This window comes from Cohnella suwonensis (genome assembly GCF_042655365.1).
In the GTDB taxonomy this organism is placed as follows: Bacteria; Bacillota; Bacilli; order Paenibacillales; family Paenibacillaceae; genus Cohnella; species Cohnella suwonensis.
The window spans coordinates 18,882-36,050 of record NZ_JBHSMH010000082.1; the positions used below are offsets into that span (position 1 = coordinate 18,882).

Annotated in this window: 13 protein-coding genes; 1 reads left to right on the top strand and 12 read right to left on the bottom strand. The window is 52.4% G+C overall.

Annotation, left to right across the window (positions count from 1 at the left end):
• Window positions 1-19: 19 nt before the first annotated feature.
• The 8 genes from ACFPPD_RS19805 to ACFPPD_RS19840 all read right to left on the bottom strand — a co-directional run bounded on the left by ACFPPD_RS19805 (window position 20) and on the right by ACFPPD_RS19840 (window position 11,697).
• Window positions 20-2,338: a glycoside hydrolase family 95 protein gene (locus ACFPPD_RS19805; protein ID WP_378083021.1), complete on the bottom strand. Its 2,319-nt coding sequence runs from the start codon at window positions 2,336-2,338 to the stop codon at window positions 20-22.
• Entirely contained in the window at window positions 2,316-3,071 is a 756-nt protein-coding gene (locus ACFPPD_RS19810; protein WP_209748203.1) for a response regulator transcription factor, read from the bottom strand. The genes ACFPPD_RS19805 and ACFPPD_RS19810 overlap by 23 nt, the downstream gene beginning before the upstream one ends.
• Window positions 3,068-4,819: a cache domain-containing sensor histidine kinase gene (locus tag ACFPPD_RS19815; protein ID WP_209748201.1), complete on the bottom strand. Its 1,752-nt coding sequence runs from the start codon at window positions 4,817-4,819 to the stop codon at window positions 3,068-3,070. Before ACFPPD_RS19815 ends, ACFPPD_RS19810 begins: the two co-directional genes overlap by 4 nt.
• A gap of 93 nt (window positions 4,820-4,912) precedes the next feature.
• Window positions 4,913-6,511: a type 2 periplasmic-binding domain-containing protein gene (locus tag ACFPPD_RS19820; RefSeq protein WP_378083024.1), complete on the bottom strand. Its 1,599-nt coding sequence runs from the start codon at window positions 6,509-6,511 to the stop codon at window positions 4,913-4,915.
• A gap of 104 nt (window positions 6,512-6,615) precedes the next feature.
• Window positions 6,616-7,494 carry a carbohydrate ABC transporter permease gene (locus ACFPPD_RS19825; protein WP_378083027.1) on the bottom strand — a complete coding sequence of 293 codons (879 nt, stop codon included), beginning with the start codon at window positions 7,492-7,494 and terminating at the stop codon, window positions 6,616-6,618.
• 17 nt (window positions 7,495-7,511) lie between these two features.
• Window positions 7,512-8,492, bottom strand: coding sequence for an ABC transporter permease (locus tag ACFPPD_RS19830; RefSeq protein WP_209748199.1), 981 nt, complete (start codon window positions 8,490-8,492; stop codon window positions 7,512-7,514).
• A gap of 156 nt (window positions 8,493-8,648) precedes the next feature.
• Window positions 8,649-9,533 carry an alpha/beta hydrolase gene (locus ACFPPD_RS19835; RefSeq protein ID WP_209748197.1) on the bottom strand — a complete coding sequence of 295 codons (885 nt, stop codon included), beginning with the start codon at window positions 9,531-9,533 and terminating at the stop codon, window positions 8,649-8,651.
• Window positions 9,499-11,697, bottom strand: a complete 2,199-nt coding sequence (locus tag ACFPPD_RS19840) for an MMPL family transporter (protein ID WP_209748194.1) — start codon at window positions 11,695-11,697, stop codon at window positions 9,499-9,501. The genes ACFPPD_RS19835 and ACFPPD_RS19840 overlap by 35 nt, the downstream gene beginning before the upstream one ends.
• Window positions 11,698-11,831: 134 nt before the next feature.
• Between ACFPPD_RS19840 and ACFPPD_RS19845 the strand changes: the two genes are divergently transcribed.
• Window positions 11,832-12,404 (top strand): TetR/AcrR family transcriptional regulator, encoded by a 573-nt coding sequence (locus ACFPPD_RS19845; RefSeq protein WP_209748192.1) that lies wholly within the window; start codon window positions 11,832-11,834, stop codon window positions 12,402-12,404.
• Window positions 12,405-12,444: 40 nt separating this feature from the next.
• Here ACFPPD_RS19845 and ACFPPD_RS19850 read toward each other — a convergent pair whose 3' ends face one another.
• The 4 genes from ACFPPD_RS19850 to ACFPPD_RS19865 all read right to left on the bottom strand — a co-directional run bounded on the left by ACFPPD_RS19850 (window position 12,445) and on the right by ACFPPD_RS19865 (window position 17,071).
• Window positions 12,445-13,491, bottom strand: a complete 1,047-nt coding sequence (locus ACFPPD_RS19850) for a glycoside hydrolase family 88/105 protein (RefSeq protein WP_209748190.1) — start codon at window positions 13,489-13,491, stop codon at window positions 12,445-12,447.
• Between the two features lie 66 nt (window positions 13,492-13,557).
• Window positions 13,558-15,222: a type 2 periplasmic-binding domain-containing protein gene (locus ACFPPD_RS19855; RefSeq protein WP_209748188.1), complete on the bottom strand. Its 1,665-nt coding sequence runs from the start codon at window positions 15,220-15,222 to the stop codon at window positions 13,558-13,560.
• A 38-nt stretch (window positions 15,223-15,260) separates the two neighbouring features.
• Window positions 15,261-16,160: a carbohydrate ABC transporter permease gene (locus tag ACFPPD_RS19860; protein WP_209748185.1), complete on the bottom strand. Its 900-nt coding sequence runs from the start codon at window positions 16,158-16,160 to the stop codon at window positions 15,261-15,263.
• Between the two features lie 14 nt (window positions 16,161-16,174).
• Entirely contained in the window at window positions 16,175-17,071 is an 897-nt protein-coding gene (locus tag ACFPPD_RS19865; RefSeq protein ID WP_378083032.1) for an ABC transporter permease, read from the bottom strand.
• Window positions 17,072-17,169: the final 98 nt, after the last annotated feature.

The following is a 17,169-nucleotide window of genomic DNA, read 5'->3' on the forward strand; positions in this document are numbered from 1 at the left end:
AGTAGTCATCCCCCCGATTCTACCGAACTCCTTCAAGTACGTAAACAGCTCCTGCCTCCGCCGTAAATGCGACGACGCCGTCTTCGGCCCGTTCGAACGCGATCGGGTCGCCGCTGCGCGTCACGCGGACGATCGAGACCGAGCGAACCCGACAAAGCCCCGCGATCGACGCGCGTACTTGCGTCGTCCAGCGGCCGTCCGGTTCCCACCGCACATCGACTTCGTAACCCCCGCGGGCCCGCAGCCCCGTCGCTTGTCCTTCAGGCCACGCTGTCGGCAGCGCCGGCAACAGATGCAGCTCGCCCGTATGGCTCTGCACGAGCATCTCCGCGATGCCGGCCGTTCCTCCGAAGTTACCGTCGATCTGAAATGGCGGATGGTTGTCGAACAGATTAGGAAGCGTGGAGTAGCGCAGCAGCGCCAGCACGTTACGGTACGTCTCTTCCCCGTCCTCCAGCCGCGCCCAGAAGTTGATCAGCCACGCCCGGCTCCAGCCGGTATGTCCGCCGCCGTTCGCAAGCCTCCGATCCAGCGTCACCCGCGCCGCGCGCGCCAACTCCGGCGTCCCGCGAACCGTGAATTGGTTGCCCGGGTACAGGGCGAACAGGTGGGAAATGTGGCGATGCCCCGGTTCCGCCTCTTCGTAATCCTCGAGCCATTCCTGGATCTGCCCGTGCCTTCCGATCTTCGGCTCCGGCAGCCGCGATCGAGCCGCGCTAACCTGCCCCCTGAACGTCTCGTCCGTGCCAAGCGCCGCCGACGCTTCGATGCAGCCCGTGAACAGCGCATGCAGGATTTGGCTGTCCATCGCGGGACCGACGCACAATGTGCCGGATTCCCCGTTCGGCAGAATGTACGTATTCTCAGGCGAGACGGACGGGTTCGTCACCAACCGACCGTCGGGCAGCTCCGTCAAATAGTCGAGGAAGAACAACGCCGCTTCCTTCATCGTCCCGTATGCTTTCGCCAGAAACTCCCGGTCGCCCGTGAACGCATAATGCTCCCATAAGTGCAGGCACAGCCAAGCGGCGCCCATCGGCCAATGCGTCGCCGGCAACCAGATGTCCTGCGGCGCCGTATCCGCCCAGATGTCCGTGTTGTGGTGCGCGACGAACCCGCCGCAGCCGTACATGGCGGATGCCGTGCGCCGCCCCCGATCCCGCATTCGTTCAATGAGATCGAACAGCGGCTCGTGGCATTCGGATAGGTTGCCTATTTCAGCGGGCCAATAATTCATCTGCGTGTTGATGTTGATCGTATATTTGCTGTCCCAAGCCGGATTAATGTCATCGTTCCAGATGCCCTGCAGATTGGCAGGAAGCGAGCCGGGACGGCTGGACGAAATCAGCAAATAACGGCCGAACTGGAAATAAAGGCTGACCAAGCCGTTGTCCTCGCTGCCTTGGCGCATCCGCTCCAGCCTTGCGTCCGTCGGCATCGTCGCCGTCCCTTCTTCCAATGCGTCCAAGACGCTGCCCAACCGCAGCGATACGCGGCCGAACAACGCGCGATAATCCTCCATATGCCGCTCCAGCAATTCTCCATAAGGCCGCGCAGCTGCCGCATCGAGTGCTTGAAGGCACTCCGAATCCGGGTCGTCATAGCGGAACGAAGTGGCCGCCGTCAGCAGCAGCGTGACGCTATCCGCTCCCTCGATGACGAGAAACTCGCCGATCATCCTCGTCGAACCGCCGTCCGCCAAAACCCGCAGAGCCGAGGAGTAGCGAATGCCGTCTTCTCCGCCTGTCTTGCCGCGGATTCGTACCGTCGCCGGGTCAATCCGCTCCAAGCCGTCCGTATGCCGATTACGCGCCCCGACCAGCCGAACATCCAGCGACGCGCCTGCCGGGCGGTTGGACGAGATCCGCACGACGAGCGCTTGATCCGGATAGCTCGCGAAGACCTCGCGCGAATAGCGGACCTCGCCAATGCTGTAATTCACCTGAACGACGCCGTTCGTCAGATCAAGCTCCCTTTGGTAATCCGAGATTTCGCCAAGCGACTCTTGCAGCGTCAGCTGCAGGTCGCCGAGCGGCATATAGTGCCGTTGCGATTCCGGCACGCCTGAGAGCGCCATTGCCGCGAGGCGGTGCGCCTCATTAAGCCGTCCGCTTAGCAGCATCTCCCGAATATCCGGCAAGTTCGCAAGCGCGTCCGGGTTATTTCGCTCGGTCGGCCCCCCGAACCATAGGCTGTCTTCATTCAATTGAATCCGCTCCGTGCCTGTATTGCCGAAGACCATCCCGCCCAATCGGCCGTTGCCAATCGGTAACGCTTCGTCCCACTTATCCGCGGGTTTATCGAACCAAATGCGATCATTCACGCGCAATTCCTCCATTCGTGTCTCCATTACTCGACGAAATCCCCAGAACGGACCGATACTGTCCGGGCGTCATCCCCGAATACTTCTTGAACACTTTGTTGAAATAGTGTCTGTTCTCGAAGCCGACGCGGGAACCGATCACGTTGACGGACAAGTAAGGGTATTCGGTCAGCTGCTTCTTCGCTTCGCGAATTCGTACCGTATTCAAATACTGGACGAAAGTCGTTCCGGTTTCCTTACTGAACAGACTGCTGATATAATTCGGGTGCAAATTCAAATGTTCGGCCAGCCGATCCAACGAAAGATCCTGCGCGTAATTCGATTCGATAAATCCGAGAATTTTGTCCGCATGGTCGCACTCGACAGGCAAACAGGCCGCGGGAAGCTCGGCGGCGATCCGGTGCAGCAAGACGGAAAGAGCGGCCTTATCGATCGGTTTCAGCAAATAATCGATCACGCCCGCGCGAATCGCCTGCAAGGCATATTGAAATTCGTCGTATCCGGTCAGAATGATAAAGCGATCGCATAGTTCTCGCCGCTTGGCTTCGGCGATCAAGGCAAATCCATCCATCTCCGGCATGTTGAGATCCGTTATCGTAACGTGCGGACGGTTGTCCGTCATCTTCTCAAGCGCTTCGAAAGCGTTATTCGCCATCGTCACTTCGGTATACTCGGGCGCGGATTCCTTGACGACTTTCAGAAGTCCCTTCAGAATGGCCGGCTCGTCATCCACGATCATTACTTTCATAGCAACGATACCGTCCCTTTCGACAAATATAAGGTCAATGCCGTGCCTTTTCCTTCCTCGCTTTCGAGCTCCAATCGCGATGAGCCGCCATAAAAGGTTTTGATTCGCTCGCTTACATTAAACAGTCCGAGACCGCCGTCTTCGTCTCCCGAATTCGCCTTCGCATCGCTACCGCCCGCAAGCAAAGCACGGATGTTTATCAGCTTGTCCCGAGCGATCCCTGCTCCGTTATCGGTCAGCGCGATCCGGATATGATCGTCGGCCTCTTCCGCGATTATCGAAATGCGAACCGGCCGGAGTACGGCGGAAGCGCCATGAACGATGCAATTTTCGACGAGCGGCTGAAGCATGAACCGGGGGCACGGAACGGAGTCCGCATTAAGCCGAATGTCGAATTCCACCTCCAATCTGTCTCCAAGCCGGGCCTGATGAATGTTCAAGTAATAGGCAACCATTTCGATTTCCGCGCTGAGCACGGTGTCGTCCTTCTGCGGCGACAGGCTGTACCTCATCAGACGGGCGAATGAATAGGAAATATCCGCCACTTCCTTATCGTCGTTCGCTTCCGCCAGCATGCGGATCGTTTCTAGCGTATTGTACAGAAAATGCGGTTTGATCTGCGCCTGCAGCACTTTGTACGCGGCTTCCTTATTTCGTAGTTCGGCGCGGTGAACATGATTGATCAGCTCATCCAATCGCTGAATCATCGCATTATAGGACAATGTCAAAAAACCAATCTCATCCTTATCGCTCTGACTGTTCGTCATCAGCTTCAAATTACTGTCGCTAACAGATCTCATATGCCGTGCCAGCTTCAAAATCCTTTTGGCAATCGACGACGCAAAGAAATAGTAGATCACGGATAGCGTTACAAGCAATGCGATAATAATCGCGACAAGAACGATTTCCCGGTTGCGGATTCCCTCGAAAACATCGTCTACTTGACCTGCAATCAGGACGCGGACGCCAAGCTCTTTAACGAACAATTGATTAACGATCGTTTGATGGTACACAAAATCGCTTTCGGTCGACCGATCGGCGGCGATCTCGGCCCATTTCCGGTCTTCGGCGGCCGAAACCTCACCCGATGGCTCCAAAGGAAGCAACGTCCCTTCGCGGCTAAGCAACAGCGCTCGCCAATGCTCTCCGACGCCGGCCGCTTTCAGAAACCGCCGTACCATTTCATCGCCGACCCGAATTTCAAGCAGGCCGATCTTCTCCGTGTACCGACTGTTGTACAAATACTGATAGTAACCAAAGGAAGGTTCAGCCCCTTCCTCCGACAGCCGAATCCAAATCCCTTGGCCCGGCTTTAACGTTGCGACAGCCGGCAACACCTCGGGATTTAACGCGGCACGGTCGACAAATCGCTCCGGAATCGTAAGAACACGGTCTTTCAACGTGTAAATGACCATAGACTTCATCTCCGGATTGATGGCTATGGATTGGGAAAACAGCGGACCGATATACCGAAGATGAGTGTATACGCTCTCCGAATCCGTTTCGTACGCGCCGTCCAAATAATCGGTCACATAAGCGCTATATTGAAAAATCCGGTGCACCGATTCGATCCGGGCCAGATCCGTTTTCAAGTTGGAATACGCCTGCTCAAGGATGTTCTGACGGTTGTCGGCGAACTGGGAGACGAGACTTCCATAGATCTGAAAATAAAAAAACGTGCCGCATGCGATAACCGGAATGAAGATGATGACCATATAGCCGACAACAATTTTTTTGACGATGCTCATGATGAACCCCCTCCTCAGTAAAATATCATTCGCCCGTACTCACCGGAAAGGGGAAAATCCGGTAGAGGCTAGGCGGCCCCTACCGGAATCGGATTATTCAAACAATGTTTTTTTCTGCGAATAAACTTGATTTGCGTACGCTTCCAGCTTGTCCATCCCGATTTTCTTGGCGTTGCTGATCAATTCTTCATACGCCTTCATCATTTCGGCATCGGACTTAGCCAAATAAATCTTCACTTTCTGGTTGTTTACCATCTCATCGAGCTTCGTTTTGATAGCCTTCTCAGGGGAATCGCCTTTGAGTTGAATCATACTGAGCACCGGTTTATAAACGGTAATGGCCTTCGCCTCCATCAACGCCTGCGTCGTTTGCGTTCCCGGTACATAGCTCCAAAGTCCCTCGGTAATGGCGTCGCTATACAAGTACCACCATTTGATGCCGTTTTTGTTGACGAATTCGGCATCCGACGGATTGTATTTCAGGTTCGGATATCCTTCTTCGTTCCACGTCCAATGCTCGCCTTCAATGCCGAACATCGTCAGTTTCTTCCCTTCGTCGGAAGCCAGATACTGCAGCAGCTTAATCGATTTTTCCGGGTTCTTGTTGTTTTTCGTAATGTAGGTGCCGGACCAGCCGACTCCATTATTGAAGATCACCGCGTCCTTCGTTAGCGCTGTCGGGATCATCTTGAACGTATAAGGGACGCCTTTTTGCTTCGCGGCAAGGTTGTCCGAATCCGCAACTCTTACCGTATGGCTGTGAGCGAACGCCTTGCCGCCAATCGCATATTCGTCATCGATTTGCGAGTTGGCAAACGCGAAATTCTCCGCCTGAATATACCCTTTGCGATACAAATTATTCATGAATTTGAAGAAATCCAAGAGCTTCGGATTATTGAGCCCATAAGAAACCTTCCCGTCTTGCTCATCCCAGGAAGACAATTCCCATCCGTTCATGCCGAATTGACTCATGAAATAGGGCTCGAACCAGTAATTGTCCATGACGAGCGGTACCATATCCGGATATTTCTCTTTCACCATGCCGAGAACGTTGACAAAATCGTCCAACGTTTTGATCTGCGGATTGCCCAGCTCTTTCAACAAATCTTCGCGCACATCGATGCCCGGGTTGCCGTCATTTCCGAGCGCGTACTTGTTCTCGTTCCATTCTTTCTCCGTGGCGAATGCCATACGGACCGTATAAAAGTTGCCGTCGTCTACCGTGTTGACCGCTTTACGTATCGGGTCAATCTCGAAGTCCGGGGCATACTTCTCAATCAATTCGTTCCAGGGATACGAGATGTTCGAATTAGAGAGCCGGTCAAATTGGTCGGCATCGAAAATCAGGTCCGGAAGATCGCCTGAAGCAATCATGACCGGAAGCTGCTTATCATCCGTTGCGACCGTGACCTTGAGCTTGACGCCGGTTTTCTCGGTAATTTTGTCGGCGATCGGTCCTGTCCATTCCTTGATCGGGTACCATGGGTGGTTGATAAACAAACTGAGCTCTACCGGTTCGCCTGCAGTTCCCGAATCGCCGGTAGCCGTTGTTTCCTTCGCGCTGGCGCTGGCGCTTGCTTCACCGCTCTGTCCGCCGTTCTCGCTATTGCCGCCGCATGCGGACAATAGAGCGATCATCATCAATGCGGCGAGCAACCCTGCGAATTTCTTTTTCATGTCTCTCGCTTTCAAATCGAATCCCCTCCATGAATAGTGTGCAACATCGTGTAACTTTTATTAAAACGAACGCTCCAAAAACAAGAACGTCGCCTTAACCAGAAGTAAAGGAGTCCCGTTTACCCTTTGACCGATCCGAGCATAATGCCCTGGACGAAATATTTTTGCAAGAAAGGATAAACGCAGACAACCGGAGCGACCGACACCACCATCGATGTCACCTGCAAGGAATAATTAGTAACGCTGGACACATTGGCTGCGGCTCCAAGCGCTTCCATTTTAATGTTGCTTTTATTTAAAATCTCGATCATTCGGAAGGACAACGTCCGAAGCGAATCGGACTGAACGAAGTAAACGGAATCCACCCAACTGTTCCATTGCCCGACGCCGAGAAACAGGGCCATCGTCGCGATCAGCGGCAACGATACGGGCAGGATGATGCTCCAGTAGATTTTGAATTCGTTCGCTCCGTCGATGACCGCCGACTCCTTTAATTCCGCCGGGATTTCGCGGAAGAAAGTAACCGCGATAAGCAAGAAAAAGGTGCTGAGCATGGACGGAATAACATAGACGCCGAACGTATTCAGCAATCCGATGGAACGCAGCACGACGTAATAAGGAATGAGTCCGCCGGAAAAATACATCGCGAAAATAATGATCGTAAAGTATACTCTGCCGAGCAGCAGCTCGCGGTGCGAAAGCCCATAAGCAACGAGACAAGTGAACATAACGCCAAGAAACGTGCCGACGACGGTTCTCATGACGGTAACGATAAACGCCTTATACCACTTCGGATCGTTTAGAAACATCGCGTAGTTTTCCAGCGTAAAACTCCGCGGCCACAAATAAATGTTGCCGAGCAATGAATCCGTCCCTTTGTTGAAGGAAATAATCAGCACATAATAGAACGGGTACAACATCACCAACATAATGACAAACAATATCGCATAGATGACGGCGTCCAGCGCCCAATCCTTTTGTCTCCAGCTTGCCAGCACGGCCGGCCCCCCTGTTCTTAGAACAAACTTGACCCCGATGTTCGCTTCGCCACGTAATTGCTGGAGAAGATGAGCGCGACGGAAATGACGGATTGAACCAAATCAATCGCCGCGGCATAGGCAAATCTCCCATCGGCAAGTCCAACCTTAAAAGCGTACGTTTGCACAATTTCCGCGGTAGAGTTATTGATTTTGTTGCCAAGCAAGAAGGCTTGCTCGAAATTGGAGCCGACCAATCCGCCGCCCAGAATGCTGCCAATCGTCAGAATAAGCACGACGACAACCGTCCCTTTGATACCGGGAAGGGTAATATGGCGTATTCGAGCCAGTCTTCCGGCACCATCGATTTGCGCCGCCTCATATAGGGCCGGATTGATTCCCGCGATGGCGGCCAGGAAGATGATCGACCACCAGCCCATCTCCTTCCACACCGCCGTGCCGACCGCAAGTCCCCAGAAATAATCGGGGCTTGTCGTCAAGGCAAGCGGCGCGTTGATGAGCCCGATTTTCATAAGCAATTTATTTACGATGCCGACATCCGTCGAGAAGAAGGAAAACGACAGCCCAACGACGATGACCCACGATATAAAATGCGGCAAATAACTGACCGTCTGCACAAACCGTTTAAAGGCCATCTTCCTCACTTCATTGAGCAAAATCGCGAGAACGATTGGAGCAGGAAACGTAAACAACACTTTGAGTAAACTAAGAACGAGCGTATTTCTGACGATTTCACCGAAACGGTAATCGGTTACGAACTCCTTGAAATGCTTCAACCCCACCCATTGGCTCGTAAAGATCCCCTGGATACCGTTCACGATCTTGTAATCTTTGAAAGCCATGATAATCCCGAACATTGGCGTATAAGCAAAGACGAGCAGAAAGAGCATTCCCATCCCTACGAATAGATGAAGCGGCCACTGTTTCTTGAAACGCTTCCAATATTGCGCTCCATGTCTGGTTGTATCCGCTTTCGACACCGCGACTTCTAAGTTCATAAGCCTTCCTCCTTACTCTCAATTATAGAAACCGGAGCGGATAGGCCGAAAGACAACATTCTTAAGAAAGCGTTGTCATTTTTTAAGAATAGGAAAGGACCGCGTCGGCGGTCCTTGCTTTAATCACTTCGTATAGCAACTCAAGCAACGCTGATTTTAGTACAGATACTTCCTCAGAAATACCGCCATTTTGGCCCAAGCATCGATTGCGTCCGGGGATGGTTTATAGGTGAAGCCATGGCGAGCATTGGCGTAATCGTAGTAATCCGTTGGAACCCCGGCTGTCTTTAACATCCTGCAATATTTCACCCCTTCATCATGCAGGGAATCCCTGCCTGCCAGGATGAACAAGGCAGGAGGCATATTTTCCAGCTCTTCCTGACTTGTATAAACCGGCGAGACATAAGGGTCTTTCGCTTGGCTTGGGTCAACGTAACAAGCGTCGAACATCAATGCCATTTTGGGCGAAATGGCTCCTTTGGGCCGCGGTTTATCCAGGGCGCTGGTCGCGAGGTCGAGCGGCGGATAATCCAGAATCTGGCACGCGAATTGGAAGTCCCCTTCTACCTTTGCCTTCATGCAAGTTACCGTGCCGAGGTTCCCGCCCGCGCTGTGTCCTCCGATAGCCATTTTGCGACTATCGATCGCATACTTTTCGGCGTTTTCAAACACGTGCTTAACGACGGCATAAACCTGATTGACCGCGGCAGGATAGGGAAACTCAGGAGCTTTGGCATAATCGATGCTGATGATCTTACAGCCAACCTGTTTGGTCAACTCCAAATTCATCTCTTCGTCCATATCGGCGCTCCCGAGAATAAAGCCGCCGCCATGCAAGTCGAAGTAGATCGGAGCCGTTTCCTTGTTTTGAAATCCGTACCACAGCGTCCTGACCTTTCCGAACTCCGTATCGATATAGATTTCAGTTCGTTTGGACTTGTTTTTGGGGCCGATCTTCGCAAGTTTCAGAACAACCCTCATCAAGCCGCGGATGAGTTTTGCCCTTTTAATGTACTGCTCGCGGGTTGGTAATTTTGCCATGTTGATCATCCCCCTGCCCGCTTTTTGGGGACATCAAGCTTTCGCCCTCAATATCGACGTTCGGAATGATACGATCCAGCCATTTGGGAAGATACCAAGCGGATTTCCCTAATAGGGACATAATCGCCGGAACCAATGTCATTCTCACGATGAACGCATCGACTAACACGCCGACGGCAAGCGCCAGCCCCATGGATTTCACCACTTGATCGTCCGTGAAAATAAAGCTGCTGAACACCGTAATCATGATGAGCCCGGCAGAAGTTACGACAGGACCGTTATGTTCCATTCCCGTAATAACGGAGTTTCTGGCGTCTCCGCTGTGGGAGTAATCCTCTCGCATTCGAGTGACCAGGAATACTTGATAATCCATGGCCAATCCGAAGATGATTCCCACGAGCATAACGGGCAGGAAATTGAGTATGGGTCCGACATTGGATACGCCGAACAGATCGTTCAGATGTCCGTCCTGGAAGACGAATACGACAGCGCCTAGCGATGAGCAAATCGTAAATAAAAATCCGACAACCGCTTTAATCGGTACCAATACGGAACGGAAAACGATGGCAAGAATCACCAAACCCAAGCCTACGATGGTTGCAATGAATATGGGCAATGCCGCATTCAGCTTGTCCGTGACATCGATATTCATGACGGCCTGTCCCGTAAGCAGGATTTCGGCTTGATGACGACTCTCCAATTCACTGGTGCGTTCTCTTAAAGATTCGATAAGATCGAGCGTCTGATCCGATGTAGGCCCGTCGCTTGGAATGACGCTGAGGATGCCCACGGTACCGGAAGGATTGAAGTTAGGCGGAGATACGCGTACGACATGGTCGACCGTTTTAATGTCATTTTCGACGATGCCGGCGACTTTCTTCGCAGTGTCGCTTGCTGAGGAATGCACGACGACCATAATCGGGCCGTTAAAACCCGGACCAAATCCCTCCGCCAGGAGATCGTACCCTCTTCGCTCGGTCGTATCCTCCGATTTGGTTCCGTTATCGGGAAATCCCGTCTTCATGTGGAGAGCCGGATAGCTAATGGTACCGATCAGCAGCAAACATCCCAATATCGCAAAGATCGGATACCGGGAAACGAAACGAGCCCACTTGCCGAAAATATTCGACGATTGCTTCTTTTCCTTCGTTGTTTTTCTTTTCGGAATGATTCGATTCCCCATCAAGGACAGCAAGGCCGGAACAAGGGTAATGGCAACGCACACGGTAAAAAATACGGTCAAGGCAGCGGCTGCCCCCATGATCGTAAGAAACGGAATGTTTAAGATAGCCAAGCCAAGAAGCGCGATCATGACGGTGATACCGGCAAAGATGACGGCACTTCCCGCGGTGGCCGTTGCAATCGCGATGGCTTCCGTTACGTTCGTTCCTTTGCCGGCTTCCTGCCGGACTCTGGAAATAATGAGCAGGGCATAGTCGATTCCGACGGCAAGCCCCAGCATCAGCGCCAAGGAGGAGGACACCGAGGACATCGAAATAAATCCCGATCCGAATTGAACGATCATCATTCCGGAGATGACGCCGATAATGGCCGTCAGGATCGGGATGCCCGCGGCAATCATGGACATGAACGTAATACCCAGAATCAAGTACGCCATCAAGATGCCAATGGCTTCCGAACTATTTCCGCCGCCGACGGCCTCGAAAACGACGGTTCCGCCCAATTCCGTTTGAATGCCGGCTTTTGTCGTTATTACCTCATTGCTTAAGACCATGTCCTTGGAAGCCTCGGTCACCTGATCCGCCGGAACGCCGTAATACAGATTCGCGTATCCGATCCGTTTATCCTGACTGATCGTGCCTGTAGAATAGGGATCTATGGCCGCCATTACGGCTGCATCTTTTTTAGAGGCATCGACAAACGACAGGATCGCTTCTTTTATTTTTTCATCTTCGAGCGTTTGTCCCTGCGGAGCTTTAAAAATCACCTGAACGGACCCGCTATTCCCGGAAGGGAATTCTTTATTGAGCATGTCGACGGCATCTTGCGATTCCGTACCGGGTATCGACAATTCATTCGTCGTCTCGCCTTTAAAAGCGAGGCCTAATGTAATAAAAACGCCCAAAATGAGTACCCAGACCGTAATCATTTTCCAGCGATTTACGGCACTCCATCGTCCGAGCTTGTACAGTTTTTCAGCCATGTGGTTTCTCCCTTTTTATTTATATATTGCGAGTGAACGTTCATTCGCATTATTATTGTATTAAATAATAGGAATCTCGTCAAAAACTATATATAATGCAACTGAACGTTCGTTCACCCATTAGGAGGTTGCTCATGTCTTCCATTTCCGAAACGCGCAAACAACAAATATTAGACGCGGCCGCAGACTTTTTTCTGAAGTCCGGTTTTCATAAAGCTACCATGGCGGACATCTGTTCTTCCGCAAAGATGAGCCCCGGTTCCGTGTACCGTTACTTTAAAAGCAAAGAGGAAATCATCGAGGCCTTGTATATTCAAAAATGGGAAACATCTAGAAGCGACCTTAAGTTCTTTCTTAAAAAAATGGAATCATCGGTTATCTTTGCGGATGATTTGGTAAAGAACTTATTAATGGGGCTTTCCATGAAAAAGCCTTTCGATCCCCTATTTATGGAGATGCGTACGGAAACCCTGCATAATCCAAGATTTGGCGATATCGAAAGAAATGGTTTCTTAGCTTTGGAAAGCGAGCTTGCTCAGGCATTTTCCAAGGCGCAACAACGAGGCAATCTAAGCCTTTCCGTCGAGCCTGAAAAAAGCGCGAAATTCTTCATCACCCTTCTTCAAGGCTTAGTCATGAATCTGTCCCTCTTTCCGGAAATGGATGTTATGGCGTATTCCCCGCTCTTTCATAAAATACTCGAATAGCCCCCACCCGGTAATCAGATGGAGGCTCGTATACTTTCTTTTAAACGCCCTCTTCGGATCCGTTCCCGCTCGATTCAATGACAGCCGACAGCAGGGCGAGCGCCAGCCCCTGACCCCAGCCTTGGGCCCATTTCTTATCGATTCGAAGATAACCGTCGATGTCGTTCATGACGGCGGTTCCTCCGGAGACGTTCGCGACCCGTCCGTTACTCGCGATATTCGCGAGCACGCCGTCCAGCGCACGCTGGACATATTTTCCATGAAGCGGATTGTCTTGCATGACCATCGCGGCCGCGATGCCCGCCGTAGCCGATACTTCGCCGTAAGCTTGCGGATAGTCGAGCACGGTGCCCCACAGCCCGTCGTCATGCTGCAGCTTTTTGAGTGCCGCAAGCTGATCGCGCAAAGAACTCCAGATATGCATCATCGGAGGATACAAGTAGCCTTCCGGCAGCCCCCTTGCCGCACGGGACATCGTATAAGCCGCCCAAGCGTTGGCGCGTCCCCAGTTGATGCCGGACATATGATCCTTTTTGATGTGGTTGTAGCCGTGGTACCACAGACCGCTGTTCTCATCCTGCAAATAATTGATATGCCAATAGTATTGGTGCAGCGCATCGTTAACGAGTCGCTTCTCCTTCAGCATGACGCCGACGCGTAATTGGAAATACGCCGCCATGAACAGCGTGTCCGCCCAAGCCTGCTCGGGAAAATCATTGCCGCGCGACACCGTATGCTGAAGCACCCGGTCCCCGAAGCGCAATGCCTTGTTCTCCAGATAGTCGATCTTGCTTAAGATGATGTCGAGATATTTCTGATCTTGGGTTTGTTCGTAAAGGGTGATCAGCATGTGCCCCATCGCGCATGTGTTCACCGTCCAACCCGGAAGTCCGACTTCGATGTATTCGTCGCACCACGCCGCCATCCGTTCGAGATAGGCTTTCTCGCCCGTAACTTCGAAAGCGCGGCTGACGCCGTAATAGGCAACGCCGCCCGGCCAGTCCCAAGTCAAATCCATGCCAAAGGTGTAATCCACGACGTTATCGACAATCTGCTTCAAGTCAGTCAAAGATGTTTGTACTTTCAATTGAGCCAACCTCCATATCCGAAGCCTCTGCGAGCTGCAGAGGCTTCGGAAGTCGTGGATTAGATTTTAGTTGAATTTGCCCGCGTCGATCGCGGCTTGTTTCTCATCCAGAATTTCTTGATACCCGGATTCGAGGTAGGTTTTCTTAGCTGCCGCATACGTTGCATCGAATTCGGCTTCCGGAGCAAGGACGACTTTCACGTACAGCTCCTGGAAGAGCGTGTTCAGATCGGCTTTGTACTCGCTCACATTCTTGAGCACGACGCTGTACATCGCGTCCGGCGTGCGGAATTCCGCGGTTTGCTCGTAGTATTTCAACAGATCTTCAGCCAGGTATTCATAGCCGACAGGTGCCCAGTTGCGAAGGTAAGCTTTGCGGGTTACGGCAGGATCGGCATACAGCGCGCTTTCGGTTACGAGTGCCCAGTAGTCTTTGTTGTTGTTATTGGACAGCTTGGATTCGCCCGCGAAATCCGCGTTCTTCACGGCAATGCCATCGGCATCAAGCGTATAGTTCTGACCATCGACGCCGTTCTGCAGGAAGAACAGGTTCTCCGGCTGGCTCATCCACTCCAGGTACATCCAGACTGCCGCGCGCTCCATATCGGTCGATTCGTAGTTGATGCCCATGATGAAGCCGAATGGCCAGTAAGCTCGTTGCTGCGGCTTATTCGCTGCCGGAACGCCGGCGGCAGGAGGAAGAACGGCGAATTGCGCGCCCGGATTGTTCGCAAGCGTAGCCGTGATTACATCCGTATTGCTGGCCAGGTACAGACCGTAGCTGCCGGTCTTGCCCGCGACGAACTCGGCTTTGATTTTGCCGTCGTCGTTACGCAGATAGAATTCTTTGTCGATCAAGCCGTTATTGTACTGATAGTTCAGGTTGCGCAAGAACTTCTCGCTGGCGGCGGTCGTCAGATCCGCTACGCCGAGGTCGGAATAGAGCGCGCGTTCTTTCGGATCGATCGGCCAATCGCGGAATCCATAGCTGTAGATGTAGTTGTTCTGCAGCAAGCTTCCGGCGCCTACGCCGAGATCGGCTTCTTTCCATTTGACGAGCATCTCGTTGTACTTCTCGAGGGAGGTGATGTCCTCCACCTTCATGCCGACCTTCTCGACCCAGTCTTTGCGAATGAGCGTCGTGAAGTTATCGACGGCCGGGCGGGCAGCGAAGGCAAATACGTTCTTGCCGTCTACTTTGCCGTATTGTTCGATCGTCGCGCTCATGTTCTTCCAGTAGGTAGGGGCATAATTCGCGATTTCATCATAGTTCAGCTCCTGCAAGACGTCCTCGCTGTAGTAGGCAAGCGCTTGCGGCATGTCGTAGTGGAAAATGATGTCCGGAGCCTTGTGGGAAGCGAGCAATTGCTCATAGTCCGTCACTTCGCTGGCGCGTGTAATCGGCGTAAATTTGACGTTTACGTTATACTTATCGCCGAATTCCTTCTGAATCCAGCGCGTGTAGTAGTTGTCCGTCACGTTCCAGCCCTCGAACGCACGTTCATAGACCGGAATCTCGAGATTAACCTTCTCGGGGAAGCCTTTGGAATAATCGGCGAATGCGCCCGCGCTTTCGCTCGGGGAGCTGCTTGCGGAACTGCTTGCGGCCGGAGTGGACGCCGCAGGGCTGCTGCTTGCATTGTTGTTATTGTTGTTCGAACAACCTGCCAGAACGCTCGTGCCCAATACCGCTGTCATCAACAATGACGTTACGACTTTCTTTTTGCTCATCGTTTGTTCCCCCGCTTTTTCGAATTTTCGAATCCGTGTTACTCCTTGACTGCTCCAAGCATCGTTCCCTGGACGAAATACTTCTGGATGAACGGATATACGACCAGTATCGGCAACGTCGCGAAGACGACGCACGATGCTTTAAGCACTTCGGGATTGCTCAGCTGTACGGTCGTCGCTTCCATCTGGAAGCTCTCGCTCGCCTGGATGACCAGGTAATACAGCTTCAACTGCAATGGCCTTGCGTCTACATTCTGCTTAATGTAGAACAAAGCGTCTTGATAGGTGTTCCACCGCCCGACCGCGTAGAAGAGGGACAAGGTGGCAATGATCGGTTTGGATAGCGGAAGCACGATGCTGACGAGAATGCGGAAGTGTCCTGCGCCGTCGATTCGCGCCGATTCCTCCAGGCTATCCGGTATGCCGCTCGTAAGCGCCGTCTTCATGATCAGGAAGTTAAAGGCGCTGAATGCCGGAGGCAGAATAATCGACCATATGCTATCCAGCAAGCCTAGATTGTTGACCAACATGTAATCGGGAATGATCCCGCCATGGAAGTATAACGTGAACATGAAGATAATCGTGAAAAACGTGCGGCCCTTGAGCTGCTTGCGAGACAACGGATATGCCGCGCATATCGTGATGATCATGCCCAGCACGGTGAAGAGCACCGTCACGACGATCGACACGTACAGCGATCGAAGTATGCTGTCGTCCGCGAATATTTTGCCGTACGCCTGGAGCGTGATCCCCTTCGGCCAGAGAAATACCTTATTCGCGATAACATAGGCATCTTCGCTAAGCGATTTCGAAACGACGTGAACGAACGGCAGCAAGCAAGCTAGCGAGGCGGAGATCAGAGAGAGGCGGATCAGCACATCCCAGATGTCAAAGCGCCTTTTGTTAGGTATGGCAAGGGTGCCATTGGATGTTTTCATGGTTCGCCTCCTTTCTATATCAATCCATCTTCGCCGAGCTTCTTGGCAATTCGATCAGCTAGCAGCACCAGCGCAAGCCCGATGACGGCCTGGAACAACCCAAGCGCCGTCGCGCGGCTGAAGTTGCCGCTCTCGATTCCCCACCGGTAGACCAGAACCGGGATCGTGGTGGTGTACTCGGTAGTCGCCTTGTTCTGAAGAGCAAACACCCGCTCGAACGAGCCCTCCATCACCTTGCCTAAATTCATGATCAGCAAGGTCACGATCGTTACGCGGATGGAAGGCAGCGTGACGTTCCACACCTTCCGCCACCGTCCTGCACCGTCGACCGTGGCAGCTTCGTACATCTCGGAGTTAATGCTGCTGATCGAAGCGAGGTAAATGATCGTACCCCAACCCATGCTTTGCCAGACCCCGATAGCCAAATAAGTGATCAGCCAATGGGTGTCCTCCTGCAGGAACGGGATCCGCTTGCCGCCCATTAACTCGATGACATTATTGATCGCGCCGTTCCCTTGGCCAAGCAGCTGGTAAGCGATCGCGCCGATAATAATCCAAGACAGGAAGTGCGGCAAATACAGCAGCGTCTGGTTAACGCGTTTGAACCTGACGCTCTTGATCTCGTTGAGCAACAGCGCGAGCACGATCGGCATCGTGAAGCTGAATACAAGGTCAAGACTGTTGAGCATGATCGTGTTGCGGACGGCGCGAATGAAGTCGGGCTTGTCGAAGATTTCTTGGAATACTTGCAAGCCCACCCAATCGCTGCCCCAGAACCCCTTCGCGATCTTGTAATCCTTAAAGGCAAGCACGAGTCCGGACAACGGCGCGTATTTGAAAACGAGAACAAACGATAATGGAATCAAAAGCAGTAAATACAGCTGCCAGTCCCGCCGAAGATGAAAGGTCAATCCCCGGTTACCCCTTTTAAGTTGTTTTAAAGCGTTCTCATTTCTTAGTGAAGCGTTTTCAACTTTCACCGTTTTCACCTCCTCCACATTAGGGCTTC

Coding starts and splice junctions, on each gene's coding strand:
- ACFPPD_RS19815 (WP_209748201.1), bottom strand. CDS start 4,819: ATGAGCATCGTCAAAAAAATTGTTGTCGGCTATATGGTCATCATCTTC.
- ACFPPD_RS19860 (WP_209748185.1), bottom strand. CDS start 16,160: ATGAAAACATCCAATGGCACCCTTGCCATACCTAACAAAAGGCGCTTT.
- ACFPPD_RS19835 (WP_209748197.1), bottom strand. CDS start 9,533: ATGGCAAAATTACCAACCCGCGAGCAGTACATTAAAAGGGCAAAACTC.
- ACFPPD_RS19830 (WP_209748199.1), bottom strand. CDS start 8,492: ATGAACTTAGAAGTCGCGGTGTCGAAAGCGGATACAACCAGACATGGA.
- ACFPPD_RS19855 (WP_209748188.1), bottom strand. CDS start 15,222: ATGAGCAAAAAGAAAGTCGTAACGTCATTGTTGATGACAGCGGTATTG.
- ACFPPD_RS19805 (WP_378083021.1), bottom strand. CDS start 2,338: ATGGAGGAATTGCGCGTGAATGATCGCATTTGGTTCGATAAACCCGCG.
- ACFPPD_RS19845 (WP_209748192.1), top strand. CDS start 11,832: ATGTCTTCCATTTCCGAAACGCGCAAACAACAAATATTAGACGCGGCC.
- ACFPPD_RS19810 (WP_209748203.1), bottom strand. CDS start 3,071: ATGAAAGTAATGATCGTGGATGACGAGCCGGCCATTCTGAAGGGACTT.
- ACFPPD_RS19840 (WP_209748194.1), bottom strand. CDS start 11,697: ATGGCTGAAAAACTGTACAAGCTCGGACGATGGAGTGCCGTAAATCGC.